We start from the raw sequence: 22,648 nt of genomic DNA, 5'->3' as shown, positions 1-22,648 counted from the left end.
GCTTTTGTGCGCCCGTTTGCAGTACGCTGGGGCCCTGTAATTTCCCCAGCAGAGGGAAATGCAGGCCCTGCGTGCAAACCAACGATCACCATTGCGGGGTTTAACATGCGTATCACTTCCCAGCTCATCTGCCAGGCTGCCGACCAACTCAAGGGTTTCGTCGGCCTCAACCGCAAGACCGGGTACTACATCGTGCGCTTCAGCGAAGACTCGTTTGGCATGGACGTGGCGGACGACGGCATCATCCCTACCAGCGAATTCGTCTGGGCCATGGGGCCCGAGCAAACCATGATGCTCAAGCGTGAATTGATTCAGTTGCTGCTGGACCAGAACATCGATGACCGGATCAACATTACCGAGCCGTTGCGGGTGTACATGAACCGGCGGGAAGTGCCGGAGATATCGGCGGTTCGCAGCCTGGTTCAGGGCTGAGTTTTTGCGGTGATTTGACTGGCCTCTTCGCGAGCAAGCCCGCTCCCACAGGTTTCGTGTGCTGCCATCGATCCTTGTGGGAGCGGGCTTGCCCGCGAAGACGTCCGTAAGAACACCGCATCATTTACAGACTGAACCCGTAGGCCCGCTCAACCCGGCACACCCGCGTATGACACCGCGCATACCAGGTCGAGCGCCCACGCTCGCGAATGGCCGCATGCTCAGGATGATGCTTCCACGCCAGAATCGCCGCTTCACTGGCCCAGTACGACACCGTAATCCCAAGCCCATCCTCGCCCCGCGCCGATTCCACGCCGAGAAACCCCGGCTGTTCACGGGCCAGTTCCAGCATCCGTGCGGCCGCTTCGGCGTAACCCTGGTCACCCTCGGTGCGCAGTGAGGTAAAAATCACCGCGTAATAAGGCGCGGCTGGCGTATCGGCGATCATGACGAGCGCCCCGCACAGGCTTCGACAAAGGCGCCAACCAACGGCGGCAAGACACCCTTGAGCGCCGCCCGCTCGGGCTGGAACAAGGTCGCGACAAAGAACGGATGACCGCTGAGTTCGACCGCGCGCAGCCCTTGTTCCGAATCGTGGCCGACGGCGTGCAAATCGCGCTTGAGCAACTCCCCTTCGAACTGCGGATTGACCCCATATCGACAGCGATAGCCTTCACGAATCTCGGCGCTTTCGTACGCCTGGGCGAGCAACGAACCCTCAAGCAAATCAATCGTATCGACCGCTTCCACCAGCGCGCACGACAGCGGTGTCAGTAGCGCCCGTGCTGCATCGGGATTTGTCTCGCTGTGTTCGGCATCCGACCAGCCCAGCACATTGCGCGCATATTCCAGCACCGCGTGTTGAAAACCGCCACAGGTGCCGAGGAAAGGTCGCCGTTGTTCGCGGGCAAAGCGAATCGCCAGCAGCGCACCGTCCATGTTCCGGTAAGGGGTGGCCGGCACACACCAGACCCCGTCGAATGTGTGCAACGGTGTCTCGGCGTGGATTTCATCGGTGGCCAGCCATTGCCATTGCACGTTCAGGCCACTGTGTTCAGCGGCTTTTTCGAGGGCGACGGGAATGGCCTGGTGGGCGGTGACTTGCGGGTCGTAGTCGCCGATCAGGACGATGCGAATCGGGCGGGTTTCCATGTGGGGCCTCTGCACTTGTTGATTGCTGGTGCCCACTATAGATTGGCGTTCACGCACTCAATATTGGCGTTTATCCAAGTGATCAATGCAGCCACGCACTATCGACTGGACTACCCGGACCTGGCCCTGATCCTCGCGCTGGTGCGCGGCGGCTCTTTGGCCCGGGCCGCGCAACTGCTGAAGGTGGATGTCTCGACGGTGTTTCGAGCGGTGCGCCGGCTGGAGGCTGCACTGGGTCAGCAACTGTTCGAAAAAAGCCGCGCCGGTTACCTGCCCACCACCCTGGCGCAGTCCCTGGCAGAACAGGCCGAGCGCGCTGAGCAGGCGCTAGAGGCGGCGCGCATCGGTGTGGAGCAGGGCGGTGAAGTGATCAGCGGCATCGTGCGTCTGACCTGTACCGATTCGGTCCTGCAAGGTTTGCTGTTGCCGGCGCTGGCGCAGTTCATGCCGAACTATCCGGCGCTGACCCTCGAGCTCAGCACGTCCAATGATTTTGCCAACCTCAGCCGCCGGGATGCCGATATCGCCCTGCGCCTGACCCGCACGCCACCGGAGCATCTGGTGGGACGGCGGCTGGCGGACATTTCCTACCGAGTGTGTGCCAGCGAGCGATACCTGCAATCGCTCAATACCCCTGACCTGGCCGCATTGACCTGGATCGCCCCGGATGACTTTCTGCCTGATCACCCGACCGTTACCTGGCGTCGCCAGGCCTTGCCGGGCGTAACGCCGGGCTATCGTTGCAACAGCATGCTTTCGGTGACCGAGCTGGTCAGGGCGGGGCTGGGTGTAGCGGCGTTGCCGGACTTCTTGATCGGCGACGGATTACAGCCGCTGAGCGAACCGTTGCACGGATACGACACTGCGCTGTGGCTGCTGACCCGTCCCGACTGCCGCGCCTTGCGCTCGGTGGTCACCTTGTTCGATGAGTTGGGGCGGGCGCTGAAACTGCCGTGAAACCGTTCAGGCCTTCGGCTCATCCTTGCGCACGAAGTGCTGATGCATTTCCGTGGTCAGGTTTTCGATGCGCTCGGTGAGGGCCTTGGTCATTTCCGTGAGGCGGGTGTTCTGCTCAAGCAACTCCAGCAGTTGCGCAGTGTTTTTCGCGGCTTGCGCCTGTCGCTCACTGTTGGCGGTCGCCAGCGCTTCGCGGTGTTGCGCATCGGCATCGGATTGGGCTTTGTCCCGCGCAGCCTGGCGAGTCTGGGCCAACAGAATCAATGGCGCGGCATAGGCCGATTGCAGGCTGAAAGCCAGGTTGAGCAGGATGAACGGGTACAAATCGAAATGGGTGAAACCGGACAGGTTGAGGCACACCCAGGCCACCACGATCAGCGTTTGTGCGCCGAGAAAAGTCGGTGTGCCGAAGAACCGCGCAAAGGCTTCGGCGCGCAGGGCAAACTTGTCATTGCCAAAGGTCGGCGCCAGGTGGGCATGAGGGCGATGGAAACGCAGGTGATCGACGGGGGCAGCGGTTTCGTGGCTCGTGCTGGTCATGATGCTCTCTGTTTGGCGCTGGGACTGAGGCTCACTATAGCCTCAGCGCCAGTTTCATTCTGAAACACATCGCGCCATTCAAGTCAGCGCCATCAATCCTTCGACACCGCCGTCGACCTTGTCATTTATTGCACCTGATAGCAGGCCAGAAACATGTCCAGCGCGGAATCCGCCACCGTGTTTTGCTCCTTGGCTGACAAGCCGGGTTGCCCCATGGAAATCTGTGGCCAGAATGCAAAGGACTTGAGCAGGCCATGGATCTGTTGAGCGGCGAATTCGGGAGCCACGGCCTTCAATCGGCCATCCGCTTGAGCGGCCCGAATCCACACCGTCAGTCCCTCTTCGCGCGCGCCCATTCGGGCCACCATGTTCTGTGCCCGTTCCGGGGAATGAATCGTTGCCGCAATGGCCACCCGTGCCAGGTCGAGCAGATTGTCATCGCCCAACATTTGCAGCTTGGCCATCAGCAACACGCGCAGTTGATCGCGCAGCGGCAGGTCGGGACGGTAGGCCGTTTCCTGTTCTGCCGTCACCCGGATCCATAATTGATTGAGGATCTCGGCGAACAACTCTTCCTTGCTGGGAAAGTGGTTGTACACCGTGCGCTTCGACACACCGGCAGTGGTAGCAATCTTGTCCATGCTGGTGATCTCGAAGCCGTTGTCACGGAATTCGTTGATCGCGGCTTGAATGATCGCTTGGCGTTTTCGGTCGGTGAGGCGCTGTGGAGCTGTCATAAGTACGCTTCGGCAGGAAGAGAGGGGAAATTACACTCGGTAGTTTACTTGTCATCGACTTTGATGCAACCTAGAAACTACACTGTGCAGTGTAATGTTTTGTTAACCCTGCCCAGCAAAAATAGAAAGTCCGGCTGATGCGTGCGTGCCTTGGCCATTTATCGTCCCAAAGCGGAAAATCGTGATATGTGCGGTTTTTCTGGAGTCATTCAGTCATGGCCAATTCAAACTCCCCGGCGGACAACGCCTCCACACCTGAAGCGTCCCGACAGGCTCAAGGGCAGTATCAAAACTTCACGCCGGTTCAACGTTTAAGCTTTGGCAAAACCATGGGCATCCTGTGGAACGTGCTGTTCCACAAACCGCAAAACACCCGCCCGAACGCGCCCGTCCCGGTGCAAGCCCTGACTCAAGCCGCGCTGATTGCTGCGCCCAACCACAGCGTCTATCGCCTGGGCCACTCCACGGTGTTGCTCAAGCTGCGCGACAAGTTCTGGATCACCGACCCGGTCTTCGCCGAGCGTGCCTCGCCTGTGCAATGGGCCGGCCCCAAGCGTTTTCACCAGCCACCGATCAGCCTGGAACAATTGCCACCGATTGAAGCGGTGATCTTGTCCCACGACCACTACGACCACCTGGATCATGCGGCCGTGCTGAAGCTCGCGGACAAGACCAAATACTTCCTGACCCCGCTGGGCGTAGGCGACACCCTGATCAAGTGGGGCATCGACGCCAGCAAAGTCCGCCAACTGGATTGGTGGCAAGGCACGGAAGTCGATGGCATCCAGTTCATCGCCACCCCGTCGCAGCACTTTTCCGGCCGTGGTCTGTTCGACAGCAACAGCACCCTCTGGGCCTCGTGGGTGATGATCGACGGTGACACACGCCTCTTCTTCAGCGGCGACAGCGGCTACTTCGACGGCTTCAAACGCATCGGCGAACAGTACGGCCCATTCGACCTGACCCTGATGGAAACCGGTGCCTACAACGTCGACTGGCCGCACGTGCACATGCAACCCGAACAAACCCTGCAAGCCCACCTCGACCTCAAGGGCCGCTGGTTACTGCCGATCCACAACGGCACCTTCGACCTGTCGATGCACGCCTGGTACGAACCCTTCGACCGCATCCTGGCCCTGGCCTGGGAGCGCAACGTATCGATAACCACGCCGCAGATGGGCGAGGCGTTCAACTTGATGCATCCGCAGCGTGGTGGGGCGTGGTGGCTGACGGTGGAAGGGGAGAGTGAGCGGGTGCTGGTGCAGAACGCGTAAAGTTGTGATCCCGGCCGGTCTGCGGACCGGCTTGGGAGCTCAACTAAATCAGTTAGCCACGCTAGTTCTTTAACTGCTCAAGGAACCCCGAGATCTTTGCCACGCTCAGGTCGCGAAACTTCCCTCGAAGTATTTCGTTTAGTTCTTCGGCAGATAATCCGAGCTTCTGCGCAGCATCAGTCTTACTCAACCGACCGCTTTCCAGCAGAAGGCCAATCTTCATAACGCATTCAGATTTGGCCCGCATATCGCCAGCATCGGGAATGCCCAGTGCCTGATAAACGCAGTTATCGCCATCGTCGATTTCGTTCATCTGTTGACCCTCACTCCACCATCGCAAAATCCGCCCGCCCAACCGGGTTCGGCGTCGACCCCTTCACATTCATCCCTCGACCCGGCGCAAACCCCGGGAAGAACACCAACCCCTCCGATTCGAACCGATAGGCCAGCGCCAGGCGCGTGACATCCAGCACCTCCTGGCGCGCCTCGAAGCGTTGAATGGCATCCACCGAGACCCGGGATTCCCGCGACAGCTCTTGCACACTCCAGCCCAGCATCGCTCGGGCCTGGGCGCAGTGGGCCGGGGTGAATTGGAAGAGGGCGATACGTTCCAGGGTGATTTTCATCGCTTGAGAGGCCATGGTGTTCTCCGGGCTCGAGAGTGTTGGTCAAAATATACTGTGTTTTTGTACAGTTGTTTTGAGCCCGGATCAAATGCATTTTTTGATTTTTCTTTTCAGCCAGACGAATGGCACTGCACTTATTTGCCCGCCAACCCCGGCGCTTCCCGCACAATAAAGTGGTCCAGGTTTTCAATGTTGGCGCTGAACACCCCGAACGTCTGCTCGGGGGTTTTCTTGCTCGGCACCTGCTTCAGTTCGGGTGTTACGCCATAAAAGAAGCAGTACAACTCCCGCCCGCTCTCGATGGCGTGCTTGAGCTCCTCCAGGAACGCCTTGCGCTTGCGGTAGCTGTCTATGAGCTTCTTGCTCAGGTAGACATTGACCGAGTAAGGCTTTTTCTCGAACCAGACCTTCTTCTCGAAATCGATGCGAAAGCTCTGGGTGTAGTCCTTGATCTCCTTGATCTTGCCCCAGTAAATCAGCCCTTTGTTGTCTTGCAGGTATTCGATTTTCTTGAAAAAAGACCCGTAAGGCGCGGTGTGCTCGCCAATCTTCAGCGGCACGCGCTTGAGCAAATCCTTGTCGTCGAAGTTTGAAACGAAACACTCCACCGGATGGGCGAAGACGCTGGTCTTGTCCGGGGCCAATTCCCTGCTCGGTTGCTCGACATTACTAGCCGCCTTAGGCACCGATGGCTCATCCCGAACCACATCGGCAATCTCCACCGGGCTGGACGGCTTACGCACATATTCACGGCGAGTCAGTAACAATTCCGACGGGAAATTTTCCTCGCGGCTGTCATCCGTTTCCGCCTCATCCACATCCGACGCCGGCGTCTTCAAGCTGACATAAGGGCAGCCCTCGACATGCCGCGTACTCGGCAGGTTCTTGAAGTGCGGCGTGCGCACGTAATTCACATTCTTGGCGTTGAAGGTGCCCAATTCATTGGCGGCATCGAACGCCAGGCGACAGGCATCGTTGGGGCATTGGAAATGCTCCTTGGCGGAGTCGAAATCCATCGTCTCGTCGAAATTCAGATCCCGAACGTCGTAGATCGACAACTTGTCGTTGAGGCCGAGGCAGTAGGCGAGGTCGAATTTCATGTCGGGTTCCAAATCCTTTTGGTGAACAGCTTCCAGTGATGGCGCATTCGAAGCAATAGCTACACTGAGATCACTTCGATGTCGCCGAGTCTGCACAGTCCATCAAAGAGGGCGGTTCATGAGCCATTCAGATGCTTCGCCCCCGCTCCCGGAGCCGGGCCGGATAGCCCGCCGGGATGAACAGACCGGTTGGCGCCGCTGGCTACCGGGGCTGGGCATGCTGCGCGAATACCAACCGGCATGGTTGCGTTACGACATCGTGGCCGGCCTGGTGTTGACCACGATGCTGGTGCCCGTCGGTATCGCTTATGCGGTGGCTTCGGGCGTGCCCGGCATTTATGGCCTCTACGCGACCATCATTCCGCTGCTGTTCTATGCCTTGTTCGGCCCCAGCCGAATTCTGGTGATGGGGCCGGATTCGTCCCTGGTGGCCGTCATCCTTGCCGTCATCATTCCACTCTCCGGCGGCGACCCGCAGCGTGCCGTCGCCCTGGCGGGGATGATGGCGATCGTCTCGGGATCGGTGTGTATCCTGGCCGGTATGGCGCGCCTGGGTTTTATCACCGAGCTTCTATCCAAACCGATCCGCTACGGCTACATGAACGGCATCGCACTGACCGTATTGATCAGCCAACTGCCCAAGCTGTTTGGTTTTTCGATTGAGTCCGAGGGCCCGTTGAGAAACATATGGGCCATCGCCTCGGCGGTGATGGAGGGAAAGGTCAACTGGACCACATTCGTGGTGGGCGGGCTCACCCTGGCGGCGATCCTGCTACTCAAAAGATGGCCGCGACTGCCGGGCATCCTGATCGCCGTGGTAGGCGCGACAGTCGCCGTGGGTGTACTCGACCTTGCGACACGCGCCGGTGTGTCGGTCCTCGGTTCGCTCCCCCAAGGCTTGCCCGGTTTCGCCATCCCCTGGATCACCAGCGCCGACATCGTCCCGGTGTTGATCGGCGGTTGCGCCGTCGCACTGGTCTCGTTCGCCGACACCAGCGTGCTCTCCCGTGTCTATGCGGCGCGGACCCGAACCTACGTCAACCCGAACCAGGAAATGGTGGGCCTCGGCATCGCCAACCTGGCGGCCGGTTTTTTCCAAGGCTTCCCGATCAGCAGCAGCTCGTCACGTACGCCCGTGGCCGAGGCCGCCGGAGCCAAAACCCAAATGACCGGCGTCGTCGGCGCACTGGCGGTTGCCTTGCTGCTGGTGGTGGCACCGGACCTGCTGCAACATTTACCGTCCAGCGCCCTGGCGGCGGTCGTGATTGCCTCGGCCATTGGCCTGATCGAAATCACCGACCTGCGACGGATCTATCGCATCCAGCGCTGGGAATGCTGGCTGTCGATTGTCTGTACGGTCGGCGTGACCGTGTTCGGCGCGATCGAGGGCATCGGCCTGGCCATCGTGATTGCCGTCATTGAGTTCCTTTGGGATGGCTGGCGCCCGTACTCCGCGGTATTGGGGCGCGCCGATGGGGTCAAGGGCTACCACGACATCAAGCGCTACCCCGACGCGCGGCTGATACCCGGCCTGGTCCTGTTTCGCTGGGATGCACCCTTGTTTTTCGCCAACGCCGAGCTGTTCAGCGACCGAGTACTGGACGCCGTGGCGGCATCGCCCACGCCCGTGCGCTGGCTGGTGGTCGCCGCAGAACCAGTCACCAGCGTCGACGTGACCTCCGCCGACATGCTCGCCGAACTGGACGACTCCCTGCACGCGGCGGGTATCGAGTTGTGCATTGCCGAGATGAAAGACCCGGTCAAGGACAAGCTCAAGCGGTTCGGGTTGTTTGCGCGGTTGGGGGAGACGGCGTTTTTTCCAACGATTGGGACGGCTGTGGATAGCTATGTTGCGATGTATTCGGTGGATTGGGTGAAAGGATAGGTGCTCCCGCCATTGGACAAGCCCCCATCGCCTGACTAGCGTTGTCTGGCAGATCGAATCGCCGCATGCTTCATGGGCAAGTGCCGGGCCAAGTGGACTCTCCAGCCGTCCAAGCCTTGATTGCCGTGAAACCCGAGAGGTCGAAATCGAGACTTCACAGCAAGGAGCGCACCATGCCGAACAACTGGCCCGCAGGGATTGAGCACGTTGTCGTGCTGATGATGGAAAACCGTTCGTTCGACCATTTGCTGGGGGATTACACAAGCATCAATCCCGCGTGTGACGGTATCAACCGCAAGGCGCCCAGCACCAACCCGCTGAAGCTGGCCAATGGCAATTCGACGGTGATTACCCAGGCCTCGGAGTTCCCGGAGAACTACAGCCTGTGGGCGCCTCCGCCCCCTCTACCTCCGGCGCTGCCGCCGAGCAACAGTGAGGGTTTCGATCTTGGCCACGAGTTCGTCAATGTGGAGAAACAACTGGGCGTCTCCTTCAAGACCAGCCCGGCCAACCCCACGCTCAACGGTTTTGCCCAGGACGCCTACGACAAGGCCCGCACCGACCTGAAAGTCTACAAAACCTGGTCGCAATCCATGGCCCAACGGGCAATGAACTACATCCCGTTCGGCGCTACGCCAGCGAAAGATACGCTGCCGGCCATCCACGGATTGGCGCGTAACTTCACCGTGTGCGACCGCTGGTTTTCCTCGGTGCCAGGCCCGACCTGGCCGAACCGCTTTTTTGCCATGCTCGGCAGTTGCAATGGTCATCTGCTGATGCCCTCCACTGGCACAGTGCTGGCCGGGATCAAAAGCCTGATCGCACAGTTTGGCGGCGAGAGTATTTTTTCGCTGCTGCGCAACAACGGCCATGACGCACGCATTTACTCCGATGGCGCCGTCCCGTTGGCGGCGCTGGTCAAGGGTGGTTTGCAGCACCTGAGCATCGACGACTTCAAGTCAGACGTCGCCGGTAACAAACTCCCCAAACTGTCCTGGATCGAGCCGAGCTATGGCCTGCTCAACGGTAAGCTCGGACCAAACGTGTCCCATCATCCACCTGAAGATTTGCGCTTTGGCGATCAGTTTGTCGGTGAGGTGTTCAATGCCTTGTCGGCCAATACCGCTGCCTGGAACAAAACCCTGTTCGTGCTGCTGTACGACGAACATGGCGGCTTCCATGACCACGTGGTGCCGCCAACTTGCGTGGCGACCGGTTCAACGGTCGATGTGCCCTGGAAAAATCCCTTCACCCGCCTCGGCGTGCGTGTACCGGCGATCCTGGCTTCGCCGTGGCTCAAGCCAGGCTTGATCCCCTGGACGGGCGATGTCCAGGCGCAGCACTACGATCACACTAGTTTGCTGGCCTTTCTTTGCGATCACTTCAAGGTGCCGCGCAGTGCGCTCGGCCCACGGGTGGTCGCCGCGCAGCACTTCGGCAATGCACCCATCTGGCGTGCCGCACCGAGCGTAACGACTGCGCCGACATTGGCGGCCACCGTGGTGCCGAGTCGCGCCGGGTTGCCTTTGATCGAGTCCGAACTGGCGACTCAAAGCCGACAAGTGGTGGACAGCGCCACCGGTTACCTCGATGGCCTCGATCCAGAGCAGATCTGGAAGAGCAGCGCCCAATGGGTCAGCGGCTTTCTCGGCAACCGCAGCCGTGCCCTGGCTGATCCGGGGCAGGCGGCACTCACGCCTGCCGCGCCCAGTGCGGACAGCCTGGAGGCGAAACTGCGGCGCCTGCAGGATCTGATGGTCACCGCCCAAGGGCAAACGGTACCTCCGGTGGCGGCGCCGGCCAGCAAAGCCTTGGTCGAGCCGGGATTGGAGGTCGCGCCAACACGGCTGCGCGTCCTGTGCCTGCCCGGCGTGGGGTTCAGCCGGGCAACGGGCGGGCAGGGCGGTATCGATGCGAACTGGCAGGAACAATGGCGCACATTGATCCGCACCCAACTGGCGCAGAACGGGCGCCTCATTGATGACCAGGACATCGACTTTCTGTCCTTTGATGAGCAACTCAAGGAGGGACCGGACTTCGCCCAGATCACCCGAGGCCTGGCGATGCTGAGGGCCGATGCCAGGGGCAAGACCGATGAGAACTTCGGCAGTTGGGGCCTGCCGGTCAACCAGATGTTGCGCACCACGGTCGGCGCCCTCGTGCAATGGATCGAAGACGCTGAGCTACGCACTGAGTTGACTCAACATCTGCTGGCGAAGATCGAGGCATTCAATCCGCAGATCATCTTCGCCCAAGGCCTGGGCAGCCTGATCGGCTACGACGCCCTGCGCCGTTCGGTGGCGAAAAAAGGTTCGGCGCTCAAGCGCATCGATGGCCGAGTGTTCGTCAGCTTCGGCTCACCGATCGCACTGCCGTTGGTGATGCGCGAAGTGTGGGGCGGGCGGGTCCTGCGCCTGAGCGAAAACGGCCGAGGCATCCGTCGCTGGTTCCACCTCTATAACCCCAACGATGGCTTGCTGACCCGGCCGATCACCTCGCCGGATTCCGCGCGAGTCGACCTGCAAACCGAATTCACCTTGCCATTGCGCGATGACCTGCTCGACCTTAATCACGCCGCCCAGGCCTACTTATCGTCACCCACCAGCCAGACCGGCCTGTGGCCACAACTGGCCCGCGATGTGGTGGCTGCGCGCGCTCTGGAAGTACCGGCGTTCCTGTCCCGCAGCGGCCAACGCAAACGCCGCGCCCTGGTGGTCGGCATCAACGATTACCCCGACCCGAGCGCACGCCTCGACGGCTGCATCAACGACACCTACCTGATCAGCCGCATGCTCCAGGAAAGCGGCTACGACGCCGGCGACATCCGTTTGCTGCACGACGCCCGAGCGACTCGGGCCAACTTCGTCGAGCGCCTCGAATGGCTGGTGGAAGGCGCCCGCGCCGGCGACGAGCGCGTGTTGTTCTACTCCGGCCACGGCACCCAGCTGCCGGTCTACAGCAGCAGTGGTGAAGCCGACTGCATGGACGAAACTCTGGTGCTTCACGATTTCGACTGGGACGACGAAAGCACCCACTTCACCGACAAACTGTTCCGCCAGTTCTACAGCCACCTGCCATTCGACCCGGACGGCCACGGCGCCAAACTCACCGTCATGTTCGACTGCTGCTACGCCGGCGGCATGACCCGCGGCAACGGCCGCGTGCGCGGCATCACCCCACCCAGCGACATCCGCCACCGCATGCTGCGCTGGGACCCCTACGCCGGCGACTGGGACCGCCGGGTATACGCCGTCGACGCCGACCGCCGCGACTTCAGCGAACAAGACAACAAAACCCGCGGACTCACCCGCACCCGCACCACCCAAGGCGCCGCCACGGGCCTTCGCCCCGAGAAAAAAGCCCAACTGCTGCGCCAAGGCAAACTCTACGGCCACCACGGCCCCTACATGCCCCTGATGCTCTACGCCGCGCGGGAAAACGAAAAGGCCAATGAGTATGAGGTGGGGTCGAACAGCTATGGGGCCTTCACCTACGCCCTGGTTGAGCAACTGCGCAAATTGCATCAGGAGGATGCGACGTTGGGGTTTGATCAGTTGATTGAACGGGTGGGGAGTGTGTTGAGTGCGAGGTCGCTTGGGCAGACGCCGGAGATTGTTGGGCCGAGTGGGGTGAGGGCGGCGGTGTGTCCGTGGCGGATTAGTGGGTTGGGGAGGTGAGGGCGCAGAGTATTGTCGTGGAAGATATGAGATTCATGTAGCAGGCGAACAGCGGCTGGTCCATTCCACCGCTGCCCGTTATTGAGCAATAGCGCTTAGAAATAGTGGCTTTTCGCCCTATAACAAATTGAAGCCTTTTGATACTTTGGTGATTGTAGGGATTTTCCTACAGCCATTGTCGATAAAGGGCAGCACTCGTGGTGATCAAAGCGGTTTCGAAGGAACGAATAGACAAAGCGTTGCTGGAATTTGACCGTAAATTTCGGAGTAAGCACGAGTGGCAGGGCTGGGAAAAAAACTTAGCTCACCGTTACGCCGTTCACTCGGGCGGTGAACTGTATCCGGCGAAGAAAATCGTCTCTCTGGCAACTGGCATTGCCGTAGGAGAGTTCTCCGGTGGGCACCCGACCAACAGTTATCTAAAAAAGCGGGGCTTCACTGTTGTGGAGTTACCGCGTGGGGAGGGCACGCATGTCTTGCAGTTCAGACCGGGAGCTGTTTACGACCGAAAAACTGAAATCAACGGACCGTTCGGTGGAAGCCTGCAAAGCGGCATTGCAGCGTCCGCTACCTACCCTGCGATTTTTTTGTTCACTGGCGATAGCGGTGAACAATACGGGTATGCCGACCACTGGGAAGACGGCGCCTACTTTTATACCGGTGAAGGGCAGCGCGGGCCGATGACTTTGACCCGTGGCAACCGAGCCATTGCTGAGCATGCCGTGGATGGCCGAGCGCTTCACTTGTTTAAGTCCCTAGGCAAAGGTAAAGGCAACGCTTACATGGGCGAGTTTTCTTGCGCCGACACGTTTGAGCAGATCCAGCCGGATGTGAGCGGCCAGGATCGGACGGCGATTGTTTTTCGGTTAGTCCCTGTGGCAATTTCTGCTGAAGCAATTGAAGCTGAAGAACAGGATGAAGATGAGGCTGACCTTTCCGGGTCTCTGGATGCTGCGCGGTTGGCTGCGCTGGCTGCATGTAAGCCCAGCAGCGATGATTTAGGGGTATCCGCTCCGCGTAAGATCTACCAGCGCAGCCGAAAGGTTGCGCACTATGTGCTGATGCGCGCCAAGGGAGAATGTGAGAGCTGTGAGAAACCGGCTCCTTTTACGAAAAAGGATGGCACCCCCTACTTAGAGCCGCATCACGTAAACCGGCTCTCAGATGGTGGACTAGATCACCCGCGCTATGTGGGAGCCGTGTGCCCAAGTTGCCATCGGGAAATTCATTCTGGAGTACATGGAGCGTTGCTGAATGAGAAGTTGAAGCAGCGGTTGGAAGCAATTGAAGCCTGATTGAACTGTGTGCTGAGGCAGTGAGGGCTGTTGCCTGCAAATATTGAGAGGCTGCGAGTTGCTGGTTATGGAAATGAGGACAGTTGGTGAAGTGCTTGTAGGAAACCCTCGCGTTTTCGTTCCTACAGGCTGTCCTTAGTCCCTCGAATGCTTCGACGACTGAAACACCCGGGCTACCTTCCGCCACCAAGGCTTAGCTACCAACACCCGCCGCTGCGTTTGATCGTCTAACAGGTAAGGCATGTCTCGTAGCCGAATCCAACTTTCACCCCGCCAGTGCAGCAGATTTAACGACATTTCCGGCCAGTCCAACGAACTCAACATCGGTCGATCCGCAGCATACGGCTGCACGGCATCGCGCAAGGCCTGCACAACCTGATGGGTCAGCCATTCGCGTAACAATCGATTTGCGGGAACATAGTGATACACCAATAGTGCATACACACCGGACTCGCTCAGCATTAGCTGTTTCCGTGGTTGTCGGAAATACTCAATCCACAAGAAGCAACGCTGATCCTTATCCAGTTTGCTGACCATGCGATCACTCAGATGGACACCCATCAAACGGCCAATGTCACGGGCACAGAACCATGGTTGATTTTCTAGCAAGAGGGCATGGAGCGGTAGGTTATGGAGGGTAAAGATCATTGGATGGAAAGGATCAGAGATTACTGATCGGTATGAAGTATTTGCAGGCATATCCATTACCTCTACGTATAAAGTTGAAAAGGGCCAGAGCCCGACGTAGAGGATCTAAGAAATCCCAACAAGCGGTTCCTCCTACCCACAGAATTGCGCATGTATGGCGGATGCCAGCATGCATTCTGCGTGATGAAGTCGCTTCTACGTTGGGCGTTTCTTAGGCACCTGCAGTAGAGCTTAGGGCTGCTTAGAGTGGCCCTCAATACAGACGGCGCTGGAATATACGTAGGAAATTTAGCTACTACTGATATTGCGAGTAAGAGTTTTCCCACTCCATAAAAAAGCCCCGATCAGATCGGGGCTTTTTGGTTTTCGATTCGTCGACTCAAGTCGTCAAATCTCGGCAAGCTCTGGAATCAATCCCAGCTCAAAGCCCCACCAGTCTGATACTCAATAACCCGAGTCTCAAAGAAGTTCTTCTCTTTCTTCAAGTCCATAATCTCGCTCATCCAAGGGAACGGGTTAGTAGTCCCTGGATACTCTTCCTTCAAACCAATCTGCGACAGGCGACGGTTAGCGATGAACTTGAGGTAGTCCTCCATCATCGCCGCATTCATGCCCAATACCCCACGAGGCATGGTGTCACGAGCGTATTCAATCTCCAGCTGAGTACCCTGCAGAATCATCTGCGAAGCTTCTTCCTTCATCTCGGCATCCCACAAATGCGGGTTTTCGATTTTGATCTGGTTGATCACGTCGATGCCGAAGTTCAGGTGCATGGATTCGTCGCGCAGGATGTACTGGAACTGCTCGGCGACGCCGGTCATTTTGTTGCGGCGGCCCATGGAGAGGATCTGGGTGAAGCCGCAGTAGAAGAAGATGCCTTCCAGAACGCAGTAGTAGGCGATCAGGTTGCGCAGCAGTTCTTTGTCGGTTTCGACGGTGCCGGTTTCGAACTTCGGATCGGAGATCGAGCGGGTGTATTTCAGGCCCCAGGTGGCTTTTTTCGCGACCGATGGGATCTCGTGGTACATGTTGAAGATTTCGCCTTCATCCATGGCCAGCGATTCGATGCAGTACTGGTAGGCGTGGGTGTGGATCGCCTCTTCGAAAGCCTGGCGCAGGATGTACTGGCGGCATTCCGGGTTGGTGATCAGGCGGTACACGGCCAGGACCAGGTTGTTGGCAACCAGGGAGTCGGCGGTGGAGAAGAAGCCGAGGTTGCGCATCACGATGCGGCGCTCGTCGTCGGTCAGGCCTTCCGGATTTTTCCAGAGGGCGATGTCGGCGGTCATGTTGACTTCTTGCGGCATCCAGTGGTTTGCGCAGCCGTCCAGGTACTTCTGCCAGGCCCAGTCGTACTTGAAGGGTACGAGTTGGTTGAGGTCGGCGCGGCAGTTGATCATGCGCTTTTCGTCAACGGCGACACGGGCGGAGGCGCCTTCGAGTTCGGCGAGGCCTTCGGCGACGTCGAGGGAATCCAGGGCGGCTTTGGCGCGGGCAACGGCGGCGGAGTCAGCGGCGGTCACGGCACGGGCTTCCAGGGCGGCGGCACCGCCAGCGCTGTCGAGACGGTCCATGTTGGCTTCGGTGGCATGGCCAGCGTTGGCGCTCTTGACTGCTACTTCCGTGTCTTCTTTGTCGAATTCGTCCCAGCTCAGCATGACGTGTCGTCTCCTGCGTGAGGGCCAGTGTGCCCGTGTGAAATTGGATAGGTCGGTTTTTCACACAGCCTTACTGGCCGCGTTGGATCTAAAGGAATCGTTTTTTGCAGCAGCTATACGCAGGCATCAAACAGAATTTTGTACGGGGTTCCGAGAGCCACTGATGGGCGCAGCAAGCTTTGATCGCTTGTGCGGGGCTTCAGACTGGCTTTTCATCCCTGTAAGGGAATATTGCAGGCCCGTTTAAGGCCGCATTATAGGGAAGTTTTGCGTGCTGTGGTGCGGCGAAATGGCTCACGGATCGGTCGACGGGGGCCGTTTTTCGGTCGGAGTGAGGGTTTACAGGGCTTTGAACGATGTTGGCGGGGGAAGATTTTTTTTCATGATTTTTTGCCCTGGATTATTTTTGCTCAAGAAATAACCAAAAAAGGCTTTTTTACTACATCTTGTGTTTCGGTGGGGTTTTCTCAGGCTCCAGACACAACTAAGCCCGACCGAAGTCGGGCTGTGAAGTCACGCTGGCGGATCAGCTCAGGCGACCAGCACCGATGTGGTCGGCACCATCGGCGGCGAGGCGGGCGGCGCCAGTGTGGTCAGCGCCATCGGAAGCCAGTTTGCCTGCGCCTATGTGGTCTGCGCCATCGGCTGCGAAGGACGCTGAACCGGTGTGGTCGTAACCGTCGGAAGCGACAGTTGCTTCGCTGGTGTAAGCAGCCGAGCCGGTGCGGTCGTAACCATCGGCAGCGAAGGTGTTGGCAGCCAGGACGGAGAGGGTCAGGGCGAGGATCAGTTGGGTTTTCATGGTCGTTGCTCCAGTTTCGTAAGCGTTGTTTGTCTTGGGTTGCAGTTGATACTACGTCGACTATTTAGATTAAAAAGTGCAAATAAATGCCTAAAACAATCGAATTAATCGATTTTTAAGGTTCGGCGCTTCATCTGCCAGATCGCGGCAGGTGGGTCGAACCTTATTGGGGGAGGGGTGAAGCAGGAGGTCAGCCGTTAGAGCAACCGTTGCCCATCGCGCTGTAACGCAGGATATGCCGTTGACCGTTGGAATCTTCGTATTCCATTTTCATCGGCACAACTTCACACACGTTCGGGGCTTCGCTCATGGAGATCACTTTGGCGATGTCCAGATTCATCGAGTAAGTGTATTCCTCGATGGGTGGTTGTTGCTGGGCGACATCAGTCGGGACCTCGCCGGCCATGGCGGTCAGGCACACGCTGCTGAGGGCCAGAACCAATAAAGCTTTCATTTAATATTTACCTTTTAGAGGTCGAAAGGGGGCACGCAATCCTTTTGAGATTGCGTGTGGAACTTCAGTACCAGGGTGTTTGATTAACTGCCTTCGTGGGGGCTGCAACTGGGTTAATCAGGTTGCCTTGTTGGCGTGGATGATTTTAGGTGTGCGCGCCTCTTCCATATAGCCGTGGATTTGATAAACACTTTTGACAGATCCTGTAACAATCCCTGAATAGCCTCTTCTTTTGTAGGAGCGAGCTTGCTCGCGATGAGCCAGAGAGCACCGCGGGGTGTCAGATTGGGCGCGTTATCGTTGACGACCATCGCGAGCGAGCTCGCTCCTACAGGTGTTGTGTGATGTTTGGCAGTGCGGGCGCGGGGGTATTCACGACATTTTGTAGGGGCTTGTTACTACCATCGTCGAATGGTTCTATAGCCCCGGCCCCGCTAAAACGTGGTCATACAAAAACAACTATTCCACCGAGGTAAGAAAGATGAGTGCGGCTTCCCTGTATCCCGTTCGTCCCGAGGTTCTGGCTAACACGCTGACCGACGAGGCGACCTACAAGGCCATGTACCAGCAGTCGGTCGTCAACCCGGACGGCTTCTGGCGCGAGCAAGCCAAGCGCCTCGACTGGATCAAGCCTTTCACCACGGTGAAGCAGACTTCCTTCGATGATCACCATGTCGACATCAAGTGGTTCGCCGACGGCACCCTGAACGTTTCCTACAACTGCCTCGACCGTCATCTGGCCGAGCGCGGTGATCAGGTCGCGATCATCTGGGAGGGCGATGACCCTGCCGAAAGCCGCCACATCACCTACCGCGAGCTGCACGAGCAAGTGTGCAAGTTTGCCAACGCCCTGCGTGGCCAGGACGTGCACCGCGGCGACGTGGTGACGATCTATATGCCGATGATCCCCGAAGCCGTGGTCGCCATGCTGGCCTGTACCCGGATCGGCGCGATTCACTCGGTGGTGTTCGGCGGTTTCTCGCCGGAAGCCCTGGCCGGTCGCATCATCGACTGCAAATCCAAAGTGGTGATCACCGCTGACGAAGGCGTTCGTGCCGGCAAGAGGATCCCGCTCAAGGCTAACGTCGACGACGCGCTGACCAACCCGGAAACCAGCAGCATCCAGAAAGTCATCGTGTGCAAGCGCACCGGTGGCGACATCAAGTGGAACCAGCATCGCGACATCTGGTTCGAGGACCTGATGAAAGTGGCCGGCACCGTTTGCGCGCCGAAAGAGATGGGCGCCGAAGAAGCGCTGTTCATCCTTTACACCTCGGGTTCCACCGGCAAGCCGAAGGGCGTGCAGCACACCACTGGTGGTTACCTGCTGTACGCAGCCATGACCCACGAGCGCGTGTTCGACTACCGCCCGGGTGAAATCTACTGGTGCACCGCCGACGTCGGCTGGGTCACCGGCCACAGCTATATCGTCTACGGTCCGCTGGCCAACGGCGCGACCACGCTGCTGTTCGAAGGTGTGCCGAACTACCCGGACATCACGCGGGTGGCGAAGATCGTCGACAAGCACAAGGTCAACATCCTCTACACCGCACCGACCGCGATCCGCGCCATGATGGCTTCGGGCACCGCGGCGGTTGAAGGTGCTGACGGCAGCAGCCTGCGCCTGTTGGGTTCGGTGGGCGAGCCGATCAACCCGGAAGCCTGGGACTGGTACTACAAGAATGTCGGCAAGTCCCGTTGCCCGATCGTCGACACCTGGTGGCAGACCGAAACCGGTGGCAACATGATGAGCCCGCTACCGGGTGCTCACGCGCTCAAGCCAGGCTCTGCGGCGCGTCCGTTCTTCGGCGTGGTGCCGGCACTGGTGGATAACCTGGGCAACATCGTCGAAGGCGAGGCCGAGGGCAACCTGGTGATTCTCGATTCGTGGCCAGGCCAGGCGCGTACGCTGTTTGGCGACCATGACCGCTTCGTCGACACTTACTTCAAGACCTTCCGTGGCATGTACTTCACCGGCGACGGCGCCCGTCGCGATGCCGATGGTTACTACTGGATCACCGGTCGCGTGGACGACGTGCTCAACGTGTCCGGCCACCGCATGGGCACCGCCGAGATCGAAAGCGCGATGGTCGCGCACCCGAAAGTCGCTGAAGCGGCGGTGGTCGGTGTGCCGCACGACATCAAGGGGCAGGGCATCTATGTCTATGTCACCCTTAAAAACGGTGAAGAGCCGAACGAGCAGCTGCGCCTGGAACTGAAAAACTGGGTGCGCAAGGAGATCGGCCCGATTGCTTCGCCGGATGTGATCCAGTGGGCACCGGGGTTGCCGAAGACCCGTTCGGGCAAGATCATGCGGCGGATTCTGCGCAAGATTGCTACGGCTGAATATGATGGGTTGGGCGATATATCCACCCTGGCTGATCCGAGTGTGGTGCAGCATTTGATTGATACGCACAAGACCATGAATGTCGCGTAAGCGCTGGTTCTGAGTCACTGAAAGCCCTGTCAGGTGTTGAGCCTGGCGGGGCTTTTTTGTGCCTGGGTTTATGTGTTGCCTGGGCTGGCCTCATCGCGAGCAGGCTCGCTCCTACAGGGATTTGCGGTGTATAGGCGATCTGAACCACACCACAAAACCTGTGGGAGCGGGCTTGCTCGCGAAGGCGATCTGCCATGCGTCGAAGCAACATCTACCAATAATTATCGGGATACTCTGTCGGCATTTTCCTACTGTTACCTGCGTTCTTTCAGGTTACTGAATGTGTAACCGCATCGCTTCAACACGGGGCATTGGGAAACGCCAAGCCCCACATCGGGGTGTAAAAAGCACCGCTGAAAAATAAGAACCCACGCTACGCTTGCCGGATTAGAAGGGTTTGCCAATAATAGGCCCGCAATTTGCAACACAGATCGGTTCTATGTCTTTTGCTCTTGCATGATTTTGCAGGGCTGTCAACGCGCTAAAACGGCTTTCTCGGTGCTTCTGTAATTAGTTGTCGCATTGAAGAAATATCGGCCTCGGGCCTGTCGTTAGAATGCCGATCACTCGCTCGTCGTTGCTCGTGTTGAATTTCAACACCCGCTTCCCAGGACGCAGCACTGCTTTCCGGTTCCACTCACTCGCATATTGGGCTGTTGCTCACTCTGCCGTTTTTGCCCTTTACCGATGGAGTCCCAAGATGAAGAAACTCGTGCTGCTTGGCGCCCTGGCACTGTCCGTGCTGTCCATGCCAACCTTCGCCGATGAAAAACCTCTGAAAATCGGTATCGAGGCGGCTTACCCTCCGTTCGCGTCGAAAGCGCCAGACGGCAGCATCGTTGGTTTCGACTACGACATCGGCAATGCACTGTGTGAAGAGATGAAGACCAAGTGCGTTTGGGTCGAGCAAGAGTTCGACGGCCTGATCCCGGCACTGAAAGTGCGCAAGATCGACGCGATCCTGTCGTCCATGTCGATCACTGAAGATCGCAAGAAGTCTGTGGACTTCACCAACAAGTACTACAACACCCCGGCTCGCCTGGTCATGAAGGAAGGCACTCAGGTCAGCGAAGGCCTGACCGAGCTCAAGGGCAAGAACATCGGTGTGCAACGTGGTTCGATCCACGAGCGTTTCGCCCGCGAAGTCCTGGCCCCGCTGGGTGCCGAGATCAAGCCTTACGGTTCGCAGAACGAAATTTACCTCGACGTGGCCGCCGGCCGCCTCGACGGCACCGTGGCAGACGCTACGCTTTTGGATGACGGTTTCCTGAAAACCGACGCCGGTAAAGGTTTCGCGTTCGTCGGCCCTGCGTTCACCGACGTCAAATACTTCGGTGACGGCGTAGGTATTGCGGTTCGCAAGGGTGACAAGGCTGAGCTGGACAAGCTCAACGCAGCCATCGCGACCATTCGCGAGAACGGCAAGTACAAGCAAATCCAGGACAAATACTTCGCCTTCGATATCTACGGCAAGTAACACGTCTCTGCGACAAGTCCGAAATGGCGCAAGCAACAGGATCTCTGAGGTTTGCGCCATTTTTTCATCCTACTTTCGAGGACCTGAATCATGTTGAAAGGCTACGGGGCTGTCATCCTCGATGGCGCTTGGCTGACGCTTCAGCTCGCCTTGTCGTCCATGGCCATGGCCATCGTTCTGGGCCTGATCGGCGTGGCACTGCGCCTGTCGCCGGTGCGCTGGCTGGCCTGGCTGGGCGACCTGTATTCCACGGTGATCCGCGGTATTCCCGACCTGGTGCTGATCCTGCTGATTTTCTACGGCGGCCAGGACCTGCTCAACCGCGTTGCACCGTTGCTCGGCTTTGACGAGTACATCGACCTGAACCCGTTGGCGGCCGGTATCGGCACCTTGGGCTTCATCTTCGGTGCGTACCTGTCGGAAACCTTCCGTGGCGCCTTCATGGCGATCCCCAAAGGTCAGGCCGAAGCCGGCATGGCTTACGGCATGAGCAGTTTTCAGGTGTTCTTCCGGGTGTTGGTGCCGCAGATGATTCGTCTGGCGATTCCGGGGTTTACCAACAACTGGCTGGTATTGACCAAGGCTACCGCGCTGATTTCGGTGGTGGGTCTGCAAGACATGATGTTCAAGGCCAAGCAGGCGGCCGATGCCACCCGCGAGCCTTTCACCTTCTTCCTCGCAGTAGCCGCGATGTACCTGGTGATCACCAGTGTGTCGTTGCTGGCATTGCGTCACCTTGAGAAGCGCTACTCGGTAGGCGTAAGGGCGGCTGATCTATGATCTTCGACTACAACGTCATTTGGGAGGCCTTGCCGCTGTACCTCGGCGGCCTGGTGACCACCCTTAAACTGCTCGCGCTGTCGCTGTTCTTCGGCTTGCTGTGCGCCTTGCCGCTGGGTTTGATGCGCGTCTCGAAAAACGCGGTCGTCAACATGTCGGCCTGGCTCTACACCTACGTGATCCGCGGCACGCCGATGCTGGTGCAGCTGTTCTTGATCTACTACGGTCTGGCGCAGTTCGAAGCGGTGCGTGAAAGCTTCCTCTGGCCGTGGCTGTCCAGCGCAACGTTCTGTGCGTGCCTGGCGTTTGCGATCAACACCAGCGCCTACACCGCCGAAATCATCGCCGGCAGCCTGCGCGCTACACCGAACGGCGAGATCGAAGCGGCCAGGGCCATGGGCATGTCGCGGGTCAAGATGTACAAGCGCATCCTGCTGCCGTCGGCCTTGCGCCGGGCGCTGCCGCAGTACAGCAACGAAGTGATCATGATGCTGCAGACCACCAGTCTGGCGTCCATCGTGACCCTGATCGACATCACCGGTGCCGCGCGCACGGTCAACGCCCAGTTCTACCTGCCGTTCGAGGCGTACATCACCGCCGGCGTGTTCTACCTGTGCCTGACCTTCATCCTGGTGAAACTGTTCAAGATGGCCGAGCGCCGCTGGCTGGGCTACCTGGCCCCGCGCAAGCACTGAATACCACTGACTGACTGTTTTT

At 58.7% G+C, this 22,648-nt stretch carries 21 protein-coding genes; 10 read left to right on the top strand and 11 right to left on the bottom strand.

Annotated features, from left to right (window positions below; genetic code table 11):
* Window positions 1-105 precede the first annotated feature (105 nt).
* Window positions 106-432, top strand: a complete 327-nt coding sequence (locus AC1DVE_RS17935; RefSeq protein WP_223455767.1) for a DUF2025 family protein — start codon at window positions 106-108, stop codon at window positions 430-432.
* 124 nt (window positions 433-556) lie between these two features.
* On the opposite strand, the gene AC1DVE_RS17930 is transcribed toward AC1DVE_RS17935, so the two are convergent.
* Both AC1DVE_RS17930 and AC1DVE_RS17925 read right to left on the bottom strand, forming a co-directional pair.
* Window positions 557-880, bottom strand: coding sequence for an antibiotic biosynthesis monooxygenase family protein (locus AC1DVE_RS17930; protein ID WP_477784094.1), 324 nt, complete (start codon window positions 878-880; stop codon window positions 557-559).
* Window positions 877-1,584, bottom strand: a complete 708-nt coding sequence (locus AC1DVE_RS17925; protein ID WP_477784093.1) for a CTP synthase C-terminal region-related (seleno)protein — start codon at window positions 1,582-1,584, stop codon at window positions 877-879. The genes AC1DVE_RS17930 and AC1DVE_RS17925 overlap by 4 nt, the downstream gene beginning before the upstream one ends.
* A 15-nt stretch (window positions 1,585-1,599) precedes the next feature.
* On the opposite strand from AC1DVE_RS17925, the gene AC1DVE_RS17920 reads away from it, so the two are divergent.
* The gene (locus AC1DVE_RS17920) at window positions 1,600-2,541 is read left to right on the top strand and encodes a LysR family transcriptional regulator (protein WP_477784092.1); all 942 of its coding nucleotides are present in this window, start codon (window positions 1,600-1,602) and stop codon (window positions 2,539-2,541) included.
* Window positions 2,542-2,547: 6 nt separating this feature from the next.
* Here the strand turns inward: AC1DVE_RS17920 and AC1DVE_RS17915 are convergent, their stop codons facing one another.
* Complete coding sequence (locus AC1DVE_RS17915) at window positions 2,548-3,081, bottom strand: DUF1003 domain-containing protein (protein WP_223533442.1); 534 nt, start codon at window positions 3,079-3,081, stop codon at window positions 2,548-2,550.
* Window positions 3,082-3,206: 125 nt separating this feature from the next.
* Window positions 3,207-3,818 (bottom strand): TetR/AcrR family transcriptional regulator, encoded by a 612-nt coding sequence (locus tag AC1DVE_RS17910; protein ID WP_477784091.1) that lies wholly within the window; start codon window positions 3,816-3,818, stop codon window positions 3,207-3,209.
* A 215-nt stretch (window positions 3,819-4,033) separates the two neighbouring features.
* Here AC1DVE_RS17910 and AC1DVE_RS17905 point away from each other — a divergent pair, with 215 nt between their 5' ends.
* Window positions 4,034-5,092: an MBL fold metallo-hydrolase gene (locus tag AC1DVE_RS17905; protein WP_477784090.1), complete on the top strand. Its 1,059-nt coding sequence runs from the start codon at window positions 4,034-4,036 to the stop codon at window positions 5,090-5,092.
* Window positions 5,093-5,153: 61 nt separating this feature from the next.
* On the opposite strand, the gene AC1DVE_RS17900 is transcribed toward AC1DVE_RS17905, so the two are convergent.
* The 3 genes from AC1DVE_RS17900 to AC1DVE_RS17890 form a co-directional block, all read right to left on the bottom strand.
* On the bottom strand, window positions 5,154-5,405 hold the full coding sequence (locus AC1DVE_RS17900; RefSeq protein ID WP_223455774.1) for an XRE family transcriptional regulator: 252 nt from the start codon (window positions 5,403-5,405) through the stop codon (window positions 5,154-5,156).
* A gap of 10 nt (window positions 5,406-5,415) precedes the next feature.
* Window positions 5,416-5,733: a helix-turn-helix domain-containing protein gene (locus AC1DVE_RS17895; protein WP_046042301.1), complete on the bottom strand. Its 318-nt coding sequence runs from the start codon at window positions 5,731-5,733 to the stop codon at window positions 5,416-5,418.
* Between the two features lie 119 nt (window positions 5,734-5,852).
* The gene (locus AC1DVE_RS17890) at window positions 5,853-6,818 is read right to left on the bottom strand and encodes a hypothetical protein (RefSeq protein ID WP_223455775.1); all 966 of its coding nucleotides are present in this window, start codon (window positions 6,816-6,818) and stop codon (window positions 5,853-5,855) included.
* A 118-nt stretch (window positions 6,819-6,936) separates the two neighbouring features.
* On the opposite strand from AC1DVE_RS17890, the gene AC1DVE_RS17885 reads away from it, so the two are divergent.
* From AC1DVE_RS17885 to AC1DVE_RS17875, 3 genes are all read left to right on the top strand, one after another.
* Window positions 6,937-8,703 carry a SulP family inorganic anion transporter gene (locus AC1DVE_RS17885; protein ID WP_223455776.1) on the top strand — a complete coding sequence of 589 codons (1,767 nt, stop codon included), beginning with the start codon at window positions 6,937-6,939 and terminating at the stop codon, window positions 8,701-8,703.
* Between the two features lie 173 nt (window positions 8,704-8,876).
* Window positions 8,877-12,380 (top strand): alkaline phosphatase family protein, encoded by a 3,504-nt coding sequence (locus tag AC1DVE_RS17880; RefSeq protein ID WP_477784089.1) that lies wholly within the window; start codon window positions 8,877-8,879, stop codon window positions 12,378-12,380.
* 197 nt (window positions 12,381-12,577) lie between these two features.
* On the top strand, window positions 12,578-13,675 hold the full coding sequence (locus tag AC1DVE_RS17875) for an HNH endonuclease (RefSeq protein ID WP_477784088.1): 1,098 nt from the start codon (window positions 12,578-12,580) through the stop codon (window positions 13,673-13,675).
* Between the two features lie 135 nt (window positions 13,676-13,810).
* Here AC1DVE_RS17875 and AC1DVE_RS17870 read toward each other — a convergent pair whose 3' ends face one another.
* From AC1DVE_RS17870 to AC1DVE_RS17855, 4 genes are all read right to left on the bottom strand, one after another.
* Window positions 13,811-14,374, bottom strand: a complete 564-nt coding sequence (locus AC1DVE_RS17870; protein ID WP_477784087.1) for a BRO-N domain-containing protein — start codon at window positions 14,372-14,374, stop codon at window positions 13,811-13,813.
* Window positions 14,375-14,733: 359 nt separating this feature from the next.
* Window positions 14,734-15,981 carry a ribonucleotide-diphosphate reductase subunit beta gene (locus tag AC1DVE_RS17865; protein WP_007978181.1) on the bottom strand — a complete coding sequence of 416 codons (1,248 nt, stop codon included), beginning with the start codon at window positions 15,979-15,981 and terminating at the stop codon, window positions 14,734-14,736.
* A 526-nt stretch (window positions 15,982-16,507) separates the two neighbouring features.
* A complete protein-coding gene (locus AC1DVE_RS17860; protein ID WP_223533447.1) occupies window positions 16,508-16,783 on the bottom strand; it encodes a hypothetical protein in 276 nt (91 codons plus the stop codon).
* A 190-nt stretch (window positions 16,784-16,973) separates the two neighbouring features.
* Window positions 16,974-17,237: a DUF2790 domain-containing protein gene (locus AC1DVE_RS17855; RefSeq protein WP_223533448.1), complete on the bottom strand. Its 264-nt coding sequence runs from the start codon at window positions 17,235-17,237 to the stop codon at window positions 16,974-16,976.
* A gap of 481 nt (window positions 17,238-17,718) precedes the next feature.
* Between AC1DVE_RS17855 and acs the strand changes: the two genes are divergently transcribed.
* The 4 genes from acs to AC1DVE_RS17835 all read left to right on the top strand — a co-directional run bounded on the left by acs (window position 17,719) and on the right by AC1DVE_RS17835 (window position 22,626).
* Entirely contained in the window at window positions 17,719-19,674 is a 1,956-nt protein-coding gene (acs, locus tag AC1DVE_RS17850) for an acetate--CoA ligase (RefSeq protein WP_223533449.1), read from the top strand.
* A 700-nt stretch (window positions 19,675-20,374) separates the two neighbouring features.
* Window positions 20,375-21,151 carry an ABC transporter substrate-binding protein gene (locus AC1DVE_RS17845; protein ID WP_223533450.1) on the top strand — a complete coding sequence of 259 codons (777 nt, stop codon included), beginning with the start codon at window positions 20,375-20,377 and terminating at the stop codon, window positions 21,149-21,151.
* 90 nt (window positions 21,152-21,241) lie between these two features.
* Window positions 21,242-21,931 (top strand): ABC transporter permease, encoded by a 690-nt coding sequence (locus tag AC1DVE_RS17840; protein ID WP_015096506.1) that lies wholly within the window; start codon window positions 21,242-21,244, stop codon window positions 21,929-21,931.
* On the top strand, window positions 21,928-22,626 hold the full coding sequence (locus tag AC1DVE_RS17835; RefSeq protein ID WP_223455785.1) for an ABC transporter permease: 699 nt from the start codon (window positions 21,928-21,930) through the stop codon (window positions 22,624-22,626). Before AC1DVE_RS17840 ends, AC1DVE_RS17835 begins: the two co-directional genes overlap by 4 nt.
* Window positions 22,627-22,648: the final 22 nt, after the last annotated feature.

The sequence above is a fragment of the Pseudomonas sp. P4_B4 genome (genome assembly GCF_056402255.1).
This window is presented reverse-complemented; position numbering and strand designations above follow the sequence as displayed.